Genomic DNA, 19327 nt, shown 5'->3' with positions numbered 1-19327 from the left:
CGTCAGCGGCGCGCCGACCCACCCACCGCCCGCGCCGCGTACCGGACCAGCAGCTCCGGCGTGAAGGCGGGACAGCCCACGCCGTTGTCCTTCAGGACCGTCTGGGTCTGCTCGCAGCCGAGGATCGCCACGCGGTCGCGCGCCAGGCGGTCGAGGATCGTCCTTCCGTCCTCGGCGTTGGGCGTGAAGAGCGGACGGACCGGGGCGAGCGCATTGGGCTCCCGCCGGTCGATCGCGCCGAGCAGCATCCGCAGCCACTCCGCGACGGGAACGAGGCGCACGGGATAGCCGTGGGAGTCGAGCTGCTTCACGAAGTAGCCCCAGGTGATGGGCGCGGGGTGACTCATGTGGAAGATCTTCCCGAGGGACGACTCCTGGAGCGACAGGCGGATGATGCCGCGGCTCACGCAGTCGACGGGGACGGCGGCCATCTCATGGTCCCAGTCCGGCGCGGCGCCCATCTGGATGCACCCCTCGAGCAGCAAGCGGTACAGATCCGTGGCTTCCCACGCACCGGTGACGGAGTGTCCCGTGAGAAAGGGCGTGCGGTAGATGGTGACGGGCAGGCCGCGGCCCCGCGCCTCGACGACGAGCTGCTCCGCGACCCACTTGCTCTCCTCGTAGCCGAGCGCCATCGGTCCGCAGGGGCCCACCGGCGTCGACTCGCTCACCGTGTTCCTCGCGTGTTGCAGCCCGCAGAAGACGCCGAGCGTCGAGATGTAGTGGAACTGCTTGGTGCGGCCCGTGCATGCGAAGCGGAGCGCCTCTTCGGTGCCGACGACGTTCGACGGCTTGAGGGTCGTGTAGGGGAAGAGGAAGTTGATCCACGCCGCGCAGTGGTGGACGACCCCGACCCGTGACGCGAGCTCCTCGTACTCCTTCTCGGAGAGCCCGAAGCGCGGCTGCGAGACGTCCCCCACGATGGCGCGGACGCGGCGCAAGCGGTCCCCCAGAGGCAGACCGCGGCGCTCCATGCTCTTCGCCACGCGCGTGAGGGCCGCGTTGGCGTCGTCGGCACGAACGAGGCAATGGATCACCGCGTCTGTCTGGTCGAGAAGTTCATCGAGCAGATGACTGCCCAGGAAGCCCGTGGCGCCCGTGAGGAGGATCTCCTTCGAATCAATGGTCCGGACGGCGGACGGGACGACGTCCGCGGCGAGCGCCACGTCCGCCTCCACGGGAAGCGACTCCTTCGCTCCCTCCGCCGGGGAGAGGGAGTAGGCCCGGTAGAGATCGCCGAGCGTCCGGATGCTCGTCACGTCGACCCCGCCCTGGGTGAATGGGGCCACCTTGCATTCGTCATCCAGGGTGACGATCACCCGCGCCATGGACAGGGAATCGAGTCCGAGCGAGGACAGCTTCGTCTCGTCGGCGGTCGATTCGAGCGTCCGTCCGTCCTCCGAGAGCACGTCATTGATGGCCTTGCATACCGCGTCTTTGATCTTCAGCATGTCAGTCCTCCATCGACCAGGAGCGTTTGCCCGGTGATGAACCCGGCCGCCGGGGACATCAGGAAACGAATCACGCCGACCATCTCCTCGATGTGGCCGACGCGCTTGAGCGGCGTGCGTTCAACGATTTTCTTGACCTGATCCGAATCGAGCAGCGCCGTGCTCATCGCGCTCTCGAAATAGCCAAGCGCGACCGAGTTGACGCGAATGCCTTGCGAGCCGATCTCTCGCGCGAGCCCGCGCGTGAAGCCATCCACGGCGGCCTTGGTCGCCCCATACGCCGCGACGCCCTTGATGCCGCGCACGGCGGAGACGGACGAGACGTTGATGATGATACCCTTGCGCGCGCGAATCATGCCGGCCAGACACGTCTGCGTCAGGTTCATGACCGCTTCCACGTTCACGGCGAGCGCCTTGTGCATGTCGTTTCGTCGCGCGAAGAGAAACAACCCATCGGTGGCGAACGCCGCGTTGTTGATCAGCGTGCCGACCGGGCCGAACCGGCGCGTGCACTCGGCGACGAAGCGATCCAGCCTCGGCGCGTCGGTGATGTCACACTCCTCCCAGTAGAAGCGCTCCGGATGTTCGGCCATGCAGCCGTCGATGAAGGGAGTCCTGCCACGGCTGAAGGTCGCGACCGGGTGGCCGTCCGCGAGCAGGGCGCGCACCAGGTGCTCGCCCAGACCACGGCTCCCACCACTCACGATGACGAGGGTTTTCTCAGACATACGCCGTCCTGGTGCGCGCCTTCTTCATGCGCTCATTGGAGAGCTCACTCTCCGTGACCGTCACGACCGCGGGGATCTTGAAAGCATCCAGTTTGTCCTTGCAGAACTCGCGCACCCGCTTGCGGATCTCGTCGGCGGGCTCGGGCCGGGCGAGCTGCACCGTCGCCACGACGAGCTGTCCGACGACGGGGCTCGCCCTGCCCTGCACGAGCACGTCCTTGACGTTGGGCACGCCGAGGATGACGTTCTCCACCTCCTGGGGAAAGACTTTCTGGCCGCCGACGTTGATGAGCTCGGACTGCCGGCCGAGGACGCGCACGTAGTCGCCGCGCACCTCGACCGCGTCGCCCGTATCCATCCACCCCTCGGCGTCGAACGGCGAGGGCGCGTTGAGGTAGCCGAGCATCGCCATCTTCGTGCGGATGCGCAGCGTGCCCCCTTCGACCTTCGCCTCGTACCCCTCGCCGCCGATCTGGATCCAAAGCGAGTCATCGGCTTCGGAGCGCGTGGCGAGCGCGCCGAGCTCGCTGAGGCCGTAGGTCTGCTTGATGCGCACGCCTGGCAGGGCGCGGTGCACCGCCTTGAGCGTCGACTCGGGCATGGGCTCGGTGCCGTAGGTGATCAGCTCGAGCGACGAGAGATCGTAGCGCTGGTGCGCCTCGGCGAGCAGCATGACGTTCAGGAACGTGGGCGTCGTTGGCAGGAGCTCGACGCGGTATTCTTGAATCAGCGCGCAGATCGCATCCGGAGTGCGGCCCTCGGGAGCGACCAGTGTTCCGCCGCCGGTGAGGATGCCGAACAACGTGTTGATGCCACCGGCGTGATCGAGCAACAGGAAGCTCAGCGTGCGGCGAGGCGCTCGTGGCCGCGCGAATTTCTCGAGGATCCGGTCGACCGCGTGCAACATGGCCTTGGGCGCCCCGCTCGTCCCGGAGGAGAAGAAGACGATGCCCGCGCGCCCGTCGGAGCGCAGTTGCGCCAGGAGGGGATTCGCCTCGCCCCGCCATGGCACCCGGCTCGGGCGCCAGGTGTCGTCTTCGTTGAAGTCGAAGAGGCGGGTGACCTGGGCGATCTCGAACCACGAGGCGTGCTGCGCGCGTGCCGATCTGCCGAGGGGAACGGCGATGCAGCGGTGGTCAGCGAGCGCGAGCAGGAGAGCCACCGTGTTGGGGGAAAAATCTCCGCGAAGTGCCACGCACTCGCCCGGAGCGATCCCTTCCGACGTCAGCAACGTCGCGAACGCGTTGGCGCGTTCACACAGCTCGGCATAGCTTATCGTTGATCCGCGAAAGACGAGTGCGGGCCTGGACCCGAATTGCTCGAGTCGTGCCTTCAAGTTAGACATATCGATGATGGAAAAACGCGCTCAATTGAATCGCGAGAGGAACGCGCGAGCCCCATGGACGCTCGTGCGGGAACAGCCGTATCGCCGGGGATGACTGTGGCGCACGATCTCTCGTGGGTCAAGGCGAGCAGCCGCGGAGTTTCCGGGCATGTGGCGCTGCTGCTCGGCATTCAACATCACAACTTCCGAGAAGGCTTTCGCGAGGGACCACCGTCCCCGCGTCGCTCTTCACCAGGATTGAAACCTCTCATCCCTTCGTGGATGTGGACCCCCTTCATCCCTGACAGTCGTGGATTGGCATCCAATCCGAGCACCCACGCAGCAGAGATGTCCGGAAACACATACGCCGCGGCCCGGCCGCCCGGAAACAGTGGGATTGGGATGACGGAGCAAACCCATCCACACGCGCACCGTGAGGCCGCCTCGGCCCGGCCCCCGGGTGCCCCGCCCCCGCCGCGCCAGGGTCGGTCCGTGGATGCGCGGGTGACGCCGGGTCCGAGCCCCCACCAGGTGGCCCCACGAAAAAATCCGTGAATAAATTCCGGGGCGAAACGTCGGGCCCCCAGCGGGTCTTCTGTCCGCTCCCCGAGAGGGGCTCGGTCCGAGCGTGCCAGCGGCGCGCTTATTATCTTCATGTCAAGAGAGGGGCCGCACGACACGGGCCCTTCGTTATCGGAGTGGGACCATGTGGAAACAAGTAGGACTGGTTCTAACCGTGGCGACCATCGGACTCGGCACGGGTGAGGCCGAGGCGCGCTTCGGCAAGCGCTCGACCCCTCCGCCGTCGTCATCTCCCGGGGGAGGAGGTCCCTCCCGGCCTGGCGGTGGAGGGAATCACTGGGGAGGAAGGCCCAACTATGGCTACTACCCGCGCGGGTATTACGGGTATTACGGCTATCCATGGGGCAGCTATTACTACTTCGATCCCGCCTGGGCGTGGCCCTTCCTGGGCGCCGGCGTACCGAGCTACGGCCGGTACTATGGGTATGACCTGACGTGGCGTCGCCTGCGTCCGCCGCCGCCTCCTCCGAGCGCGCAGGACGTGACCACCCCGCCCGCCGCGCTGGACCTGAGGGTGGACACGGGCGTCGTGAGGGAGGGCTACTCGGTGGGGCTGGGGTTGAATGTGGACGGGCAGCGGTTCGGCTTCGGGACGAGGTTGGACCTGTTCAACCTGGCCGCGGAGGGCGGCGGCATGGGCCGTGACGCCATCTCCCTGTTCTCGCTCGGGCCGAGCGTCCTGCTGGTCAACAACGACCGGGTGAAGTGGCGGTTGACCGGAGGCCTGGACGCGGCGTTCGCGCCGGACGTCACCATGATTGGACCAGGCCTGGGAACGAGCGCCCGCCTGAAGGTCGCGGGACCCCTCAAGCTGGAGGCCTCCGCCCACTGGACGCCGCTGCCGTACGTGCAGCTCAGCGGGGATGCCGGAGTGGGGGTGGACCTGGGAAGCCTCTTGCGGCTGCGGGCGGGCTATCGCGCCACCTACCTGAGCGATCAGGGACTGGTGGACGGCATCGTCAACCGCGACCTGTTCGCGGGGCCCTTCGTCGGTCTGTCGTTGGCACCCTGAGCACGGGTTGTGCCGGGGTGGGCGGTGGAGTAGGCAGGGAGGTTGGACCCCCTACCGGCAAGGCACTCCCCGCCCATGGCCCGCACGCCCAGCGCTCCATCCTCGGACCGATTCCCGCCACAGATTCCCTACATCATCGGCAACGAGGCCTGTGAGCGCTTCAGCTTCTACGGGATGCGGAACATCCTCACGGTGTTCCTCATCGACTACCTGCTGCGCAACGCCGTGCCCGACGAGGGCGCGCGCTCGGCTCAAGCCAAGAGCCTGATGCACCTGTTCATGGCGGGCGTGTACTTCTGCCCGCTGCTGGGCGGCTACCTCGCGGATCGCTGGTTCGGCAAGTACAAGGTCATCCTCTGGCTGAGCCTCGTGTACTGCCTGGGCCACGCGTGCCTGGCGATCTTCGAGAACAACGCCACGGGCTTCTATACGGGCCTGGTGCTCATCTCCCTGGGCAGCGGCGGCATCAAGCCGTGCGTGAGCGCCATGGTGGGAGATCAGTTCACCGCGGACAACAAGCACCTGGTGAAGAAGGTCTTCGCCATCTTCTACTGGACCATCAACTTCGGCTCCTTCTTCGCCTCGCTGACCATCCCCCTGACGCTCAAGCACCTGGGGCCCGCGGTGGCGTTCGGCATCCCGGGCGTGTTGATGTTCGTGGCCACGCTCATCTTCTGGGGCGGCCGCAAGCACTACGTGGTGGTGCCCCCCACCGGGCCCAACCCCCACTCCTTCCTCAAGGTCGTCGGCTCCGCGCTGCGCCACCGGGGCCAGGGCGCCCATTGGCTCGATGGCGCCACGCGCGAACACCCCGCCGAGGCCGTGGAGGGCGCCAAGGCCGTGCTGCGCATCAGCGGACTGCTGCTGCCCACCATCCCCTTCTTCTGGATGCTCTTCGATCAGAAGGCGTCCACCTGGGTCATCCAGGCGCGCGCCATGGATCCCCACGTGGGCCCCATCACCTTCCAGCCCAGCCAGATGCAGTTCATCAACCCCGCCCTGGTGATGATCCTCATCCCCCTGCTGGTGGGCGTCGTGTACCCCGCCTTCCAGAAGGCGGGCTGGGAGCTCACCCCCTTGCGCCGCATGCCGCTCGGGCTCGCGGTGGGGGCGTTCTCCTACGCCATCGCGGGCTACTTCCAGGTGGTGATGGAGCGGGGCACCGTGCTCAACATCTCCTGGCAGCTCCTGCCCTACATCGTCCTCACGCTGTCGGAGATCCTCGTGTCCACCACGGGCCTCGAGTTCGCCTACACCCAGGCGCCGCGCGAGATGAAGGGCATCATCCAGAGCCTGTGGCTGCTCACCACCACGCTGGCCAACGTGGCGGTGGCCATCGCCTCCGCGCTCAACGTCTTCAGCGGCGCGGGCCAGTTCTTCTTCTATGGAGGGCTCGCGCTCCTGGCCTCCGGGGCCATGGCCTTCATGGCCCGCCACTACCAGGTGCGCGACTACTACCAGCAGGACGTGGGGGGCAGCGTGCCGGATCGCGCGCAGCCCCCTCCCTCCCTCGTGGACGGCTCGAAGGCGCTGTAGCGCCCGCTCAGGCCGCGGGGGCGGAGTGCGCGCCCCCCTGCGCCGAGCCCGCCGGCGCGGTCGGGCGGATCTCGTCCGCGCCGTGCATCATCCGCTTGAGCACGGGCGACACGACGAGCAGCACCACGCCGGCCACGGCGGTGAAGGCGGTGATGGCCAGGAAGAGATCGAACTCGCCCAGCTTCTCCGCGTAGCCGCCGATGAGCCCCGCCAGGTAGTTGGCCACCGCGTTGGCGATGAACCACACGCCCATGAGCGCCGAGGCGAAGCGGGCGGGCGCCAGCTTCGTCACCATGGAGAGCCCCACCGGGGACAGGCACAGCTCGCCCGCGGTGTGGAAGAAGTAGGCCGCCACCACCCAGAACATCGCCGCCTTGCCCTCGGCCCCGCTCTGCCGGGAGGCCCCGAGCATGAAGACGAAGCCGAAGGACACCAGCAGCAGGCCCAGGGCCATCTTCGCGGGGATGGAGGGATCCCTGCCGCGCCGGCCCAGGTTCGTCCACGCCTCGGCGAAGATCGGACCGAGCCCGATGATGAAGATGGGGTTGATGGCCTGGAACCAGGTGGTGGGCACCTCCCAGCCGAACAGGTGCCGGTCCACCTTGGCGTCCGTGTAGAGGTTCATCAGGCCGCCGGCCTGCTCGAACGCCGTCCAGAAGAAGACGACGAAGAGCGCGAGCACGAGGATGACCACGATGCGATCCACCTCGGCGCGCGTGAGGGCCGCCGCGGGCGCCGCGGGCTTGCCCTCCTGGCGCACCACCTTGGAGGGGCTCTTGCCCACGTCACCCAGGAAGCGGTTGCCCAGCAGCAGGAAGACGAGCACGCCGAGCCCCATGCCCACACCCGCCGAGCCGAAGCCCCAGGGCCAGCCGTACTTCTCGCCCAGCGTGCCGCACACCGCCGAGGCCAGGAACGCGCCCACGTTGATGCCGATGTAGAAGATGGTGAAGGCGCCATCCCGGCGCGAGTCACCCGGCGCGTACAGGCCGCCCACCATGGTGGAGATGTTGGGCTTGAAGAAGCCGTTGCCCACCACCAGCAGGCCCAGGCCCGAGTAGAAGAGGGCCTCGTTGTTGCCGGGCATCGCCAGGACGAACTGGCCGCACATCATCAGGATGCCACCGAGCGTCACCGACAGCCGCTGGCCCAGGTAGCGGTCCGCGAGGAAGCCGCCGAGCACCGGCGTGGCGTACACCAGGCCAGTGTACAGGCCGAAGATCTCCAGCGCCTTGGCCTGACTCCAGCCGAAGCCGCCCTTGCTGGTGGCGCCCACCATGTAGAGCACCAGCAGGGCGCGCATGCCGTAATAGCTCATGCGCTCCCACATCTCGGTGGTGAACAGCAGGTAGAGGCCCTTGGGGTGACCTCGGCCGGTGGTGGGGGCCGGACTGTGTGCCATGCGCGGATGTCCTCGCGGGTAGGGGGAAGGGGGAAAAGGCCCCTGCTTCTACCAGAAGCGCTTCCCCCTGTCAGACCACCCGCCCCCGGCCGGCCGCTCTACGTGTTCCAGTGGTGCTGACGCACCCGGCCATCGGACAGCAACGGCGGCAGGAGCCGATCCGGATCGGCTTCCAGCGGCAGCCGCACCTCCACGCGCGTGCCCTTGCCGTACTCGCTGAAGATGCGGATGCGCCCGCCCTGCTGCAGGACGATGCGCTGGCAGAGCGCCAGGCCCAGGCCCGTGCCCTCGCCCGCGTCGCGGGTGGAGAAGAAGGGCTGGAAGACGCGATCCAGGTTCTCCGGCTTGATGCCCACCCCGTTGTCGATGATGGACACCACGGCGTCACTGCCCTCGCGCGAGGTGGCCACCCGCACGCAGCCGCCTTCCTTGGCCACGGCGCGCACCGCGTTGTCCAGCAGGTTCACCCACACCTGGTTGAGCGAGCCCGGATCGCTCCACACCGGCTCGGCGCACTGGTAGTCGCGCTCCACCTTGAGATCCGGCGACAGCCGCCAGGAGAGCGCCTGCACGCTGGCGTCCAGCGAGGCGCCCAGGTCCACCGCCATGGCCTTGGTGCCGGTGCGCACGAAGGACAGCAGCCCCTCGGCGAGGTGGCGGATGCGCTGGCCGCACTCCTCGATGAGCTCCAACATGGCCACGGCCATGCCGATGTCCGGCGTGCCGCTGGTGAGGCTCTCGCGCAGGGGCAGCAGCGCGTTCATCAGGCCGTTGAGGGGGTTGCGCACCTCGTGGGCGAAGCCCGAGGTGAGCAGGCCCGTGGCCGCCAGGCGCTCGTTCTCCGCCGCGCGCACCGCCGCGTCGCGCAGGCGCAGCTGCGCCTCGATGCGCGCGAGCATCTCCCGGGGCGAGAAGGGCTTGGCCAGGTAGTCGTTGGCGCCCATGGTGAGGCCCTCGACCTTGGCCTCCACCTCCTGGCGCGCGGTGAGCAGGATGAGGGGCGTGTCCACCGTCTCCGGCGAGGCGCGCAGGGCCGCCAGCATCTGCAGGCCCGACATCACCGGCATCATCACGTCCGAGACGATGAGATCCGGCCGCTCCTTCTGGGCCAGGCTCAGGCCCTCCTCGCCGTTGCTCGCCTCCAGCAGCCGGTAGTAGGGCTTGAGCACCTGGCGCAGGAAGGCGCGGATCTCCGGCTCGTCCTCCACCAGCAGCACGCGCGGCGCGTCCGGGCCGGCCTCGACCTCCGGCGGGAGCACGGGCAGGGCCTCCACGGCCGTCACCACGGGGGTGCCCTCGGGCTCGAGCAGGGAGGCCGCGTCCAGCGAGCGGCCCAGGGGACGCAGGAGCACCGGCTCGATGGGCGGCTCGGGCTCGGTCTCGCGCACGGGCGCCGGGCCCTTGCGCAGCCGCACGTGGAAGTTGGACCCCTTGCCCAGCTCGCTCGACACGTCGATGCCGCCCTTGTGCAGCTCCAGCGTCTCCTTCACCAGCGCCAGCCCGATGCCCGTGCCGCCAAAGCGCCGCGTGCCCGAGGAGTCCGCCTGGGCGAAGCGATCGAAGATGACCGCCAGGTCCTGCGCGGCGATGCCCACGCCCGTGTCGATGACCTCCACGTGCACCCACGTGTCGTCCTCGTGCAGGCGCACCGTCACCCGGCCCTGCAGGGTGAACTTGAGGGCGTTGGAGATGAGGTTCTGGAAGACGCTCTCCAGGCGAGCCACGTCCACCTGCACCGGCGTGGGCGCGTGGCCCTCCAGCTCCAGCGCCACGCCCTTCTTGTCCGCCAGCACCTCGAAGGGCACCAGCAGCGAGGACAGGAAGTTCTCGATCTCCAGCGGCTCGTGGCGCAGCTTCGTCTTGCCCGCCTCCAGCTTGGTCAGATCCAACAGGTTGTTGATGAGCCGCAACAGGCGCGAGGCGCTGCGGTTCATCGTCTCCAGGTGCTGGCGCACGGGCGGCGCGAACACCTCGGGGCCGCGCTGCAGCAGGGAGTCGAGCGTGAGGAGGATGAGCGTGAGGGGAGTCCTCAGCTCATGGCTCACGTTGTCGAAGAACTCGCTCTTGAGCCGGTCCAGCTCCTTCTGCTTGGCGAGCGCCGCCTCCAGCCGCGCGTTGGACTCGGTCAGCTCGCGCGTGCGCGCAGCCACCCGGTCCTCGAGGGCGACGTTGATGCGGAACATCTCGTCGTAGCGCTGCTGCAGCTCCTCGAGCGACCCCATCATGCCGTGGGTCTGCTCGTTGAGCGCCTCATCCTTGCGGCGCATCTCCCGCCGCAGGTCCAACCAGCTTCCCAACGACACGCCCGCCAGCGACAGCGCCGTCACGGAGAAGGCCGGATGCCCCAGCCCGAGGATGCTCGCGCCCACCCCACTCACCGAGCCGAGCAGCAGGCCGATGTAGCGGCCCCACATGGGCAGCGGATCCGTCCAGCGCAGGTGGTAGCGGCACGCGTCCGCGCCCAGCACATGGCACTGGCTCTCGGTGACCTCCGCGGGCGGCAGGCCCCAGATGGTGGGGAAGGAGGCGAACTGGCCCATGCGCAGCTCGCAGATGTGCCGGTGCCGCTCGCGCGTGCTGCTGCGGTAGCTGAGCACCAGCCGCTCGCGCGCCAGCTCCTCGATCTCGAACTGCCCCACCCGGTTGAAGCTCGAGCTGAGCTCCACCGTCTTGCGGAAGCAGATCTCCAGCGAGCCGAAGGCGCGGACCATGTAGTAGGCGAACCCGAGCGTCTCGGGGCCGGCCATGAACAGGCCCGCCTTGCGCATGAACTGCGCGTCACCCGACTCCGCCACCAGCACGTCGGCCAACTTCTCGAGGAACGGCAGCGAGATGAAGTTGGTGGCCGTGCGCAGGTAGTCCAGCGACAAGCTGAACGGATGTCGACGGAAGACATCGGCGAGCCGGGCGGCGCCATAGCGCCGCTCGAAATAGAGCAACAGCGTGGACGTGGTCCGTACGCTCACCTCCGGAGCGTTGTCCGGATGAGCCCTGTCCCCGCGCACCACTTCACTCTCGTTCAAGGCCTCGTTCCTTCTGTGACCAATAGGATCGAGTACTTTAATGCGTCGGGGTCCGCCAGTAACTCCAGGTAGCGCTGGCTCATCCTCCGGAAGTCCTCCAGACCGCCAAGCAGGGGAGCCAACGCCGGTTCCATCGAGGAAAACCGGGTTTCCCAATCCTTTTGGTGGGAGGCGTCGGCCGCGCCGGCGATGACGAACTGCGGCAAGACGTGGACGCGCACCTGGGTGAGCCCCTGGCGGCGCATCTCGTGGAAGACCTTGCGGCCCACGTGGATGTCGAGCTGGGCCACGCGCATGAGCGCGTCGGTGAAGCGCAGGCACCACTCCCGCAGGTCCTCGGGAAAGGGCCAGTTGCCCAGGCCGAAGCCATCGAACTCGGAGATGACCACCTTGCCCCCCGGGCGCGTCACCCGGATGAGCTCCCCGAGGGCCTGCCAGCGCTCGGGCACGTGCTGCAGCACGAACTGGCTCCACGTGTAGTCGAACGCGTGGTCCGGCAGGCCGGTGCGGCACACGTCCGCCGCCAGGAAGCGCAGGTGCGCGTGGTGCTGGTTGAGCTGCCGCGCCCGCGCCAGCCGCTCCTCGCTCAGGTCGATGCCGGTGACCTGGCCCGAGGGCCCCACCAGCTCGGCGATGATCTCCGTGATGCCCCCCGGGCCGCAGCCCGCGTCGAGCACGCGATCTCCCTGCCGGAGCCCCGACAGCAGCAGCGCCTCGCGCGCGTTGCCCGTGCGCTCCTGCACGAGCAGCCGACGCGTCTCGTCATTGGACTCCAGGATGTAGCTCACTCGCCGGACTCCTCTCCCGACCAGTCGGGGGCGGGAGCTCCACTCAAGCGCTCGAACACGGAGCGCCACAGCTCGCACACCCGGCGGATCATGGACCGGTGGAAGATCCACTCGGAAAAACGCCCCAGGTTCTCGAAGCCCGCCTCGGTGAGGAGCTCGATGTCCTCCTCGTCCACCAGCCCGATGGCGGAGGGCCGGCCACGCTCGCGGGCATGTTCCACGCAGCGCTGCACGAGCGCCAGGACGGCATCGCGCGCCCGGGGGTGGTCGCGGCGGGGCACCAGCAGCCAGAAGGCGTTGGTCTTCTCCAGGAGGTTGAGTCCCGGGGTGCTCTCCTCGCACAGGGCCACGGCCAGGGGACCGAATTCCCCATCCACGACGAAGACGCGGCGGTTGCGGTGCAGGCCGTGCGCCTTGTAGCGCTCGCGCAGCGCGCGCAGATCCACCTCGTCCGTGAGCAGATCCTCGCTCAGCACGCGCACCAGGTGTCCGCGATCGCGCAGGTGCAGCTCGATCCACACGAAGTCGGTGCGCACCCCGTCGCGCACCCGGGGCAGCGCCCGGCCGAGCGTGGGCGGCTCCACGGCGAGCGGCATGCGCATGTAGGCGAAGTGGCGCAGGAAGCTCAGGCCCGGGGTCTCCAGGGCTCGCGCGAGCCAGCCGATGCGGCGGCTCGGCCAGCGGTTGTCCTTGCGCCAGGAGTAGCGGACGAACTCGATGTCCTGCTGCACCTCGCCCAGCTCCACGGCGAGGTTGCTCAGCTCGTAGGAGACCTGTTCGTTGCGCCGCACCCCGGGCCGCACGGCCAGGTGCTGCACGAGCCAGGTGCGCGAGTGGATGCGCAGGGCGGCGATCTGCCCCTGCAGGCCCTTGTCGCTGGAGTAGACGAGGCTGCGGCCCAGGTCCCCCGTGGAGTACACCTTGTGGTGGGTCTCTCCGAGCACGGCGGGAGGGGGCCCGGCGCTGAAGGGGTAGTCCGGGTGGAAGCGGTAGCGGGCCTCCTCCATGAGGTGCCACAGCTTGTCGAAGGGGACGTCCGCGCCCTCGGAGATGTACTGGCAGCGCGCGGCCATGAAGGCCTGGAGGATGATGTCGCGGACGTCCTGGGTCAGCCCGGACAGGCGCGCCCCGGCGCGAAAGGGCCGCGGGGTCGAGCCCTCGCGGCCATCCGTGGCCAGGGCCTGGATGGAGCGCACCTCGAGCTGGCAGTCGGTGGAGTGCCCATCGGGCAGCAACAGGGAGGCGTCGATCCTCGAGCCCGCGGGGATGATCTCGCTGGAGGCATCGAAGGAGAAGGACAGCCCGCCCACGCTCAGGTCCTCCACGGGGCGGGTGGTGAGCTGGCCGGTGACGGGGGCCGCGAAGGAGAGCAGGAAGCGCTGGCCGGGCACGGGCTTGAAGCGCGGCAGGCTGCGCCAGTTGCGGATGACGAGCGAGCGCGGCATGCCCACCGCCATCACCCCGTCCGCCGAGCGCGCCAGCAGGACGCACACCCCCGAGTAGCTCTGTCCCCCCATCTCGAAGAACAGATCCAGCTCGTCGCCGATCAGGGCCTCCAGCAGTCCGGAGGACTGGCCCTCGAGCACGCCCCCACCCTCCACCGCCTTCATGGAGGGCGACTCCAGGCAGAGCTGGAGCGAGGAGTCGTTGGCGCGCTGCAACCACATGACGGCCTCGCGCCGCAGGGCCTTGCGCAGCGTGGCCGCCACCTCGGCCGGCTCCTCCATGGTGACGCCGGGCACGGGGGGCGGTGGGTACGTGGCCGTCGCCCAGGACAGGTCCAGCTGTAACTGGGAGCCGAAGGGATCCTGGATCTGCTGCGCCCGCTGCACGTGCGCCCACGGCGTCTGGAAGACCAGGTGCCCCGCGCGCTCGATGCGCAGCACCTCGAGCGCCGCGTTGGGGGGAAACGCGGAGGGGGTGTGGTCGCCGGACAGCAACAGGCTCGCGCCGAAGTTGCCGATCTGCAGACACCGCGCCACGAACGGCCGCTCATCCATGAGGAAGTGCACGGTGTAGGAGGCGGAAGGAAGGGCGAGGTTGGCCGAGCCGTAGTGCTGCAGCAGGTGCGAGAGCGTCCGGCCCAGCTCCGGCCCCGACAGCCCCTCGTCCAGGACGCTGAAGACATGGCCCTCGGCGGCGCTGCGCATCAACTCCGCCAGTCCCACCGGGTCCGACTTGGAGCAGACGAAGACGCGCAGGGCATTGGGGGCCGCGTGGGCCACCTGGCGCAGGAACAACCGCGCGTCATCCGGAGGGGCGATGATGAGCGAGGGGGCCGCGTTCGCCATCTGGTCGGCCGCCTCCAACTTCGACTCCACCGTGACCACCCGGTGCCAGGGGAGCGCCGAGGCGAGCGCCGCCCGCCTGCCCGCATTGGGGTGGACCACCAGCACGTCTCGAATCGGGACACTCATGGACCCCTCCGCGGCACGCACGCCGTTCAACCAGCCCAGGTACGGGTCGGTTGCTCTTCCAGGCGCGGCTCACAGCCCCGTGCCACTCGTCCCCCAATTGCTCGCGACACGCGAAGGCCTCTTCCAACGTCAGGATGCAGGGTGAAGGACACCCCGGGCGTCGGCTCACCAGCCTCGGCGCGGGTTCGGGAATATCTTAGCGGTTCCTGGAAGGGTTGGCGTCAAGTGTCCTCGCCGGTGAATCCCCTGCTTCCCGGGAGCGCTCGGCCGGGTGCCTCCCCACCAGGAGGACGCCGGGACGTTCGCCCGGTTTCACTGGGGGTGCTCGCTCCTGGTGCGCCGCGAGCGCTCCGGTTAAATGAACGGCCAGGAGACCAGATGGGCGCCGACGTGGACCTCGAGCGGGAAATCCAGGAACTGAAGCGACGGCACAACGCCGTCATCCTCGCGCACTACTATCAGGAGAGCGAAATCCAGGACGTGGCCGACTTCGTCGGGGACAGCCTGGCGCTCGCCCAGGCCGCGGCCAAGACGCAGGCGGACGTCATCGTCTTCTGCGGTGTGCACTTCATGGCGGAGACGGCGAAGATTCTCAACCCGACACGTCGGGTGCTCCTGCCCGACCTCAAGGCGGGCTGTTCGCTGTCGGACCGCTGCCCGCCGGCGGCCTTCCGGGCCTTCAAGGAGAAGCACCCGGAGCACTTCGTGGTGAGCTACGTGAACAGCTCCGCCGCGGTCAAGGCGATGAGCGACGTCATCTGTACGTCCTCCAACGCCGTGAAGATCGTCAACCAGGTGCCGCGCGACCGGCAGATCCTCTTCGCGCCGGATCAACACCTGGGCCGCTACGTCATGAAACAGACCGGTCGCGACATGGTGCTCTGGCCGGGCAGCTGCATCGTCCACGAAATCTTCAGCGAGAAGCGCCTGGTGCAGCTCAAGGTCCAGCACCCGGACGCCGAGGTGGTGGCCCACCCGGAATGCGAGGAGGCCGTGCTGCGGCACGCCGACTTCATCGGCTCCACCAAGGGGCTGCTGGACTACGTCCTCAAGAGCCCCAAGCGCGAGTTCATCGTCGTGACCGAGGCCGGCATCCTCCACCAGATGAAGCGCGGTGCCCCGGACAAGCTCTTCATCCCCGCCCCACCGGACAATGATTGTTCCTGCAATGAATGTCCCTACATGCGGCTCAACACGCTGGAGAAGCTCTACCAGTGCATGCGCGATGGGACGCCGGAGCTGACACTGCCCGCGGAGCTACAAGCCGCCGCGCTCACGCCCCTGCGGCGGATGCTGGAATGGTCACTGTGAGCCATTGACGCGCCGCGCCGTCCGTCAAGGGGGAGGCAAATCCGTCAAGGTGCCGTATTCGTGCCTTGCACCGGAGGCGACATGGTGCGACTTGGAGCCATCATGGGTTTTCGATTCGTCGCAATCCCTGGCCACCGGATGGTGGCTCATCCTCAATCCCTTCCCTCGGACGAACGGCTCGAGCCGGAACTGCCCCCGCTTCAGGAAGCGGTGGAGCGGGCGCTGGCGAGCGCCGAGTTCCGTGACGTGAAAGCCAAGGATCGGCTGCGCTCCCTGCTGCAAGGGGACCGGCAGCCCACCCTGGGCAGTCCCGGACCCGGCCAGGGCCCCTCGGCGGTGTTCGCCCAGCCGCCGCAGGACCTTCCCGCGATGCTGCGGCTGGCGGACGAGCTGGAGTCGCTGGCCAGGCGCGAGGCCGGAGAACGGGCGCTCGTGTGGAACTGTGGCGAGTGCGGCGCGCGCTACGCGGTGCCCCTCGCGCTGGCGCGCTCCGTGTCCATCCGCTGCGAGCGCTGCGGCGGCCCGGTGGAGCTCAACCCCGCGCGCAGCGTGGGCGAGGAGTCGCTCATCGATCCGTTCCTCGGCACGGTGAACAGCGCCCGCTACGCGCTGGCCAGCTTCTTCCGCGAGGCCATGGCCCGCGGCTGGCCCGTGCTCGTGTCCACCGAGGACAGCGGCTCCTGAGCGGAGCACGTCTCGCCGGGGTGGAACCCGCTCGGGGTCAGACCCCGGCTCCCGCCCCGGCGTCCCGGCGCGCCTCGCGCATCGCGGCCGCCTCGGCCTCCGCGGGGACCGCCTGGCGGCGGGGCTTGCACCGGGAGCACTCGCACGAGCCCTTCTTGCAGGTGCAGTCCGCCGCGCTGCTGCATTGACACTTCGCGGCGTGTGGCTCGCCTTCGCCGTCCTTCTTCCCGGCGGCCGTGTCCGGAGCGGCGTCCTCCCGCCGTGAATCCGGACTCACGGGCGCCGTGGCTCGGGCCTTGGCGGCGTGTGCCTCGCACGCCCCCGCCTCACCCGCCGCGAACATCACTCCCCCCCACACCACCACCAACGCGATGCGCATCATGTCCTCAGACCTCCCGGGGTAGCCGCGCGTCCCTACCCTCCAGGCTATAGCCCAGCGGCTCCACCCCTGTCCAAACCGATGGAGCGGCGGCGCGGCCTTCGCACGGCGCCCCTCCGGCCACGGCAAGGACGCACGAGTGCTCGCCGCGAGGGAGGGCGCCACGTACAGTCCCGCTCCTCCGTGTCCGCGCGAACCGCTCGCCTCGTCTCCGCCGCCGCCCTCGTGCTGGGGGCGCTGCCCCTCTGGGTGTCCACCCACCTGCCCATGGTGGATCTTCCCCAGCACCTGCACCTCATCTCCGCCCTGCACCGGCTGGAGGATCCCACCACGCTCTACCCCCAGCTCTTCGCCGCGCGGCACGAGCTGACGCCCTACCTGGGCTACTACCACGCCGTGAGCCTGCTGCACTGGCTGGTGCCGCTGGACACGGCCAACCGGCTCTTCCTCTCCGCGTACGTCGTGGGACTGCCCCTGTCGCTGGCCTTCCTGCTGCGCGGCCTCGGCCGGCCCACCTGGCCCGCGCTGCTGGCCCTGCCGCTGGCCTATGGCGACAACTTCGGCTGGGGCTTCATCAACTACCTGGCCGCCCTTCCCCTCGCCCTCGTGTGCTGCGGCCTCTTCGTGCGCACCCTCACCCGGACGCACCAGCGCCGCGCCTGGGCCGCCGGACTCGCGCTCTGCCTCGCCACCGTGCTGCTCTTCCACGTGCAGGTCTTCGCCTTCCTCGCGCTGGCCCTGCCCTGGTTGCTCCTCACCACCCCCATCCCCGAGGACGTGGGCGCCCGCGGCGTGTCCGCGCGGCTGCGCCCCCGCGTGCCCGCGCTCCTGGGCGTCGTGCCGGGCGTGGCGCTCTTCCTGTCCTGGGTGGTGCTGCGGCTGGGCCAGCCCTCCGAGGTGGAGACCGGCGCGCCCTGGAAGGCCTGGGGCCCCATGCTCTCGCCCCAGAACCTCGCCTGGAAGAGCTTCGCGCACAACCGCGCCGAGTTCCTCGAGGTGCTCGCCAACCTCTTGCGCGACGGCTCGGACCGCTGGCCCCTGTACGCGGTGGGCGCGGTGGCCGCGTGCGCCCTGGTGTTGGGCCTCGTGCGTCCCGCCCCCAGCCCCGAGGGCCCCGTGGCCCGCCTGCGCATGCCCGGGCTCGTCCTGCTCGCGCTCGGCCTCTACTTCCTGCTGCCCTTCGACATCCGCGGCTACACCTACTACCTCAACACCCGCTACGCGCAGCTCGCCGCCCTGCTCGCCCTCGCGAGCCTGCCCGTCACCCCGCCCCCGCTCCAACGCGTGCTGCGCCTGGCCAGCGCCGCGTGCGCCCTGCCCCTCGCCCTCGTGTTCGGCCAGGGCTTTCGCGCCTTCTCCCGCGAGGCCTCCGAGTGGGACGTGCTCGTGGAGGCCACCGCGCCCAGGCCCCGCGTCATGGGCCTCATCTTCGACGCCAGCTCGCGCGTGGTGCGCCACCCCGTCTTCCTCCACGGCGCCGCCACGCTCGCCGAAGCCCGCGGCGGGGGCACCAACTTCAGCTTCGCCCTCACCCCCCACTCCCCGCTGCGCTACCGCGGCACGCCCCCGCCCACCTTCCCCTCGGAGTGGCGGCCCCAGGACTTCGACTACGCCACGCAGGGCACCGCGTACGACCACTTCCTCGTCCGGGGCGCGCCCCCCTCGCGCATCTTCGGCGCCCGCCTCCAGAACGAGCTGAGCGTGGCCGCCCACGCCGGAGAGAGCTGGCTGGTGCGCCGCCGCTGAGTGCCCCGCCCGGCACGCCGCCCGGAGAGCGGCGCGGCCCCGGCGGCATCATCCTCCCCCGAGCGCCAGGGGAGACCCCGCTCTCTCAGGCCGACACCCGCGCGTGCAGCAGCAGATCCAGGTTCTCCAGCTCCCAGGCCTGCGCCCGCGCGAAGTCGTGGAAGCGCCGCTCGTGCTCGAGGAACTCGGGCGGGTGGATGCAGCGCCGGCCGTCCTCGCCCCGGCGGGTGCGGTACACGTGGTGGAGCATCTCGTGGAAGACGATCCACTCCACGAAGTAGCGCGGCACCACGGGCTGATCCAACGCCGGGTGGATGCGGATGACGCGCGAGTCCGCCGAGTAGGAGCCCATCTTGATGCTCTTGCGCGGCCGGGTGACACGCGGCGCCGGTCCGTAGGTGATGGCCGCGTCGATGCGGCCACGGAAGTAGCGCTCGTTGAGCCGCTCGAAGATGCGCGCCAGATCGTGATGCTGACCGATGGGATCCAGCCGCAGCCGCTTGCGCATCTGCGCGGGAGAGACCCGGCGGATGTACGCCTTGTTGCGCTCGATGAACTTGTCCAACCCCGCGCTCGCCTCCGCATCCCCGTGACGCACGTAGTCGGCGAGCGCCTGGATGATCTCATCCGGCGCCGCCAGGAACATGTGGTGCAGCCGCACGCGCCACAACGCCCGGTCGCGCTGGAACGTGAGCATCGTGTGCGTGTTGTCGTGAACTTCCACCGCCACCGGGGCCTTGAGCCGGGTGCGCAGCCGACGCTCGAGCACGCGCCGCCACACCTTCACCAACCGATTGGGCTCGGGGGCGACGGAGTGCTCGCGGGCGATACGCCCCGCCGGCGAGCTTCGCTTCTTCGCCAGATTCTTCTTCTTCGCACGCGCCATAGACCGGCCGATTCTAGGGACCCGGCTGACATGTGTAAACGCGATGAGGAAGGCAAAA

14 protein-coding genes are annotated in these 19327 nt (G+C 69.1%); 5 read left to right on the top strand and 9 right to left on the bottom strand.

The features are described from left to right. Positions 1-2 precede the first annotated feature (2 nt). The 3 genes from CYFUS_RS14860 to CYFUS_RS14850 are packed head-to-tail and all read right to left on the bottom strand — an operon-like array spanning position 3 to position 3524. Positions 3-1451 carry a thioester reductase domain-containing protein gene (locus CYFUS_RS14860; RefSeq protein ID WP_095985827.1) on the bottom strand — a complete coding sequence of 483 codons (1449 nt, stop codon included), beginning with the start codon at positions 1449-1451 and terminating at the stop codon, positions 3-5. Beyond that, positions 1445-2179, bottom strand: coding sequence for an SDR family NAD(P)-dependent oxidoreductase (locus CYFUS_RS14855; protein WP_095985826.1), 735 nt, complete (start codon positions 2177-2179; stop codon positions 1445-1447). The genes CYFUS_RS14860 and CYFUS_RS14855 overlap by 7 nt, the downstream gene beginning before the upstream one ends. Further along, positions 2172-3524: a class I adenylate-forming enzyme family protein gene (locus CYFUS_RS14850; protein WP_232537559.1), complete on the bottom strand. Its 1353-nt coding sequence runs from the start codon at positions 3522-3524 to the stop codon at positions 2172-2174. The genes CYFUS_RS14855 and CYFUS_RS14850 overlap by 8 nt, the downstream gene beginning before the upstream one ends. 715 nt (positions 3525-4239) lie before the next feature. Here CYFUS_RS14850 and CYFUS_RS14845 point away from each other — a divergent pair. Next, a complete protein-coding gene (locus tag CYFUS_RS14845; protein WP_095985824.1) occupies positions 4240-5097 on the top strand; it encodes a hypothetical protein in 858 nt (285 codons plus the stop codon). 75 nt (positions 5098-5172) lie between these two features. Then, positions 5173-6633 carry a POT family MFS transporter gene (locus tag CYFUS_RS14840; protein WP_095985823.1) on the top strand — a complete coding sequence of 487 codons (1461 nt, stop codon included), beginning with the start codon at positions 5173-5175 and terminating at the stop codon, positions 6631-6633. A 7-nt stretch (positions 6634-6640) separates the two neighbouring features. On the opposite strand, the gene CYFUS_RS14835 is transcribed toward CYFUS_RS14840, so the two are convergent. From CYFUS_RS14835 to CYFUS_RS14820, 4 genes are all read right to left on the bottom strand, one after another. Then, positions 6641-8035 carry a peptide MFS transporter gene (locus CYFUS_RS14835; protein ID WP_095985822.1) on the bottom strand — a complete coding sequence of 465 codons (1395 nt, stop codon included), beginning with the start codon at positions 8033-8035 and terminating at the stop codon, positions 6641-6643. 98 nt (positions 8036-8133) lie between these two features. Further along, entirely contained in the window at positions 8134-11058 is a 2925-nt protein-coding gene (locus tag CYFUS_RS14830) for an ATP-binding protein (protein ID WP_095985821.1), read from the bottom strand. Beyond that, positions 11055-11846: a class I SAM-dependent methyltransferase gene (locus CYFUS_RS14825; protein ID WP_095985820.1), complete on the bottom strand. Its 792-nt coding sequence runs from the start codon at positions 11844-11846 to the stop codon at positions 11055-11057. The genes CYFUS_RS14830 and CYFUS_RS14825 overlap by 4 nt, the downstream gene beginning before the upstream one ends. Beyond that, positions 11843-14263 carry a PilZ domain-containing protein gene (locus CYFUS_RS14820; protein WP_095992006.1) on the bottom strand — a complete coding sequence of 807 codons (2421 nt, stop codon included), beginning with the start codon at positions 14261-14263 and terminating at the stop codon, positions 11843-11845. Before CYFUS_RS14820 ends, CYFUS_RS14825 begins: the two co-directional genes overlap by 4 nt. Positions 14264-14641: 378 nt before the next feature. Between CYFUS_RS14820 and nadA the strand changes: the two genes are divergently transcribed. Beyond that, a complete protein-coding gene (gene nadA / locus CYFUS_RS14815; RefSeq protein ID WP_095985819.1) occupies positions 14642-15574 on the top strand; it encodes a quinolinate synthase NadA in 933 nt (310 codons plus the stop codon). Positions 15575-15676: 102 nt separating this feature from the next. After that, the gene (locus tag CYFUS_RS14810) at positions 15677-16258 is read left to right on the top strand and encodes a hypothetical protein (RefSeq protein WP_095992005.1); all 582 of its coding nucleotides are present in this window, start codon (positions 15677-15679) and stop codon (positions 16256-16258) included. A gap of 37 nt (positions 16259-16295) precedes the next feature. Here CYFUS_RS14810 and CYFUS_RS14805 read toward each other — a convergent pair whose 3' ends face one another. Next, positions 16296-16640 (bottom strand): metallothionein, encoded by a 345-nt coding sequence (locus CYFUS_RS14805; protein ID WP_095985818.1) that lies wholly within the window; start codon positions 16638-16640, stop codon positions 16296-16298. 180 nt (positions 16641-16820) lie between these two features. Here CYFUS_RS14805 and CYFUS_RS14800 point away from each other — a divergent pair, with 180 nt between their 5' ends. After that, positions 16821-18383, top strand: a complete 1563-nt coding sequence (locus CYFUS_RS14800) for a hypothetical protein (RefSeq protein ID WP_198316580.1) — start codon at positions 16821-16823, stop codon at positions 18381-18383. 85 nt (positions 18384-18468) lie between these two features. On the opposite strand, the gene CYFUS_RS14795 is transcribed toward CYFUS_RS14800, so the two are convergent. Then, positions 18469-19269, bottom strand: a complete 801-nt coding sequence (locus tag CYFUS_RS14795; protein WP_232537558.1) for a hypothetical protein — start codon at positions 19267-19269, stop codon at positions 18469-18471. Between the last annotated feature and the right edge of the window lie 58 nt (positions 19270-19327).

The organism is Cystobacter fuscus (assembly GCF_002305875.1).
Classification (GTDB): Bacteria; Myxococcota; Myxococcia; order Myxococcales; family Myxococcaceae; genus Cystobacter; species Cystobacter fuscus_A.
The sequence above is the reverse complement of the archived record's forward strand: the minus strand, read 5'-3'. Positions and strand labels throughout refer to the sequence as shown.

What these genes read in the sequence shown, in the direction of transcription:
- CYFUS_RS14850 (WP_232537559.1), bottom strand. Translation starts at nt 3,524, where the DNA reads ATGTCTAACTTGAAGGCACGACTCGAGCAATTCGGGTCCAGGCCCGCA.
- CYFUS_RS14840 (WP_095985823.1), top strand. Translation starts at nt 5,173, where the DNA reads ATGGCCCGCACGCCCAGCGCTCCATCCTCGGACCGATTCCCGCCACAG.
- nadA (WP_095985819.1), top strand. Translation starts at nt 14,642, where the DNA reads ATGGGCGCCGACGTGGACCTCGAGCGGGAAATCCAGGAACTGAAGCGA.
- CYFUS_RS14860 (WP_095985827.1), bottom strand. Translation starts at nt 1,451, where the DNA reads ATGCTGAAGATCAAAGACGCGGTATGCAAGGCCATCAATGACGTGCTC.
- CYFUS_RS14820 (WP_095992006.1), bottom strand. Translation starts at nt 14,263, where the DNA reads ATGAGTGTCCCGATTCGAGACGTGCTGGTGGTCCACCCCAATGCGGGC.
- CYFUS_RS14810 (WP_095992005.1), top strand. Translation starts at nt 15,677, where the DNA reads ATGGGTTTTCGATTCGTCGCAATCCCTGGCCACCGGATGGTGGCTCAT.
- CYFUS_RS14835 (WP_095985822.1), bottom strand. Translation starts at nt 8,035, where the DNA reads ATGGCACACAGTCCGGCCCCCACCACCGGCCGAGGTCACCCCAAGGGC.
- CYFUS_RS14805 (WP_095985818.1), bottom strand. Translation starts at nt 16,640, where the DNA reads ATGATGCGCATCGCGTTGGTGGTGGTGTGGGGGGGAGTGATGTTCGCG.
- CYFUS_RS14855 (WP_095985826.1), bottom strand. Translation starts at nt 2,179, where the DNA reads ATGTCTGAGAAAACCCTCGTCATCGTGAGTGGTGGGAGCCGTGGTCTG.
- CYFUS_RS14795 (WP_232537558.1), bottom strand. Translation starts at nt 19,269, where the DNA reads ATGGCGCGTGCGAAGAAGAAGAATCTGGCGAAGAAGCGAAGCTCGCCG.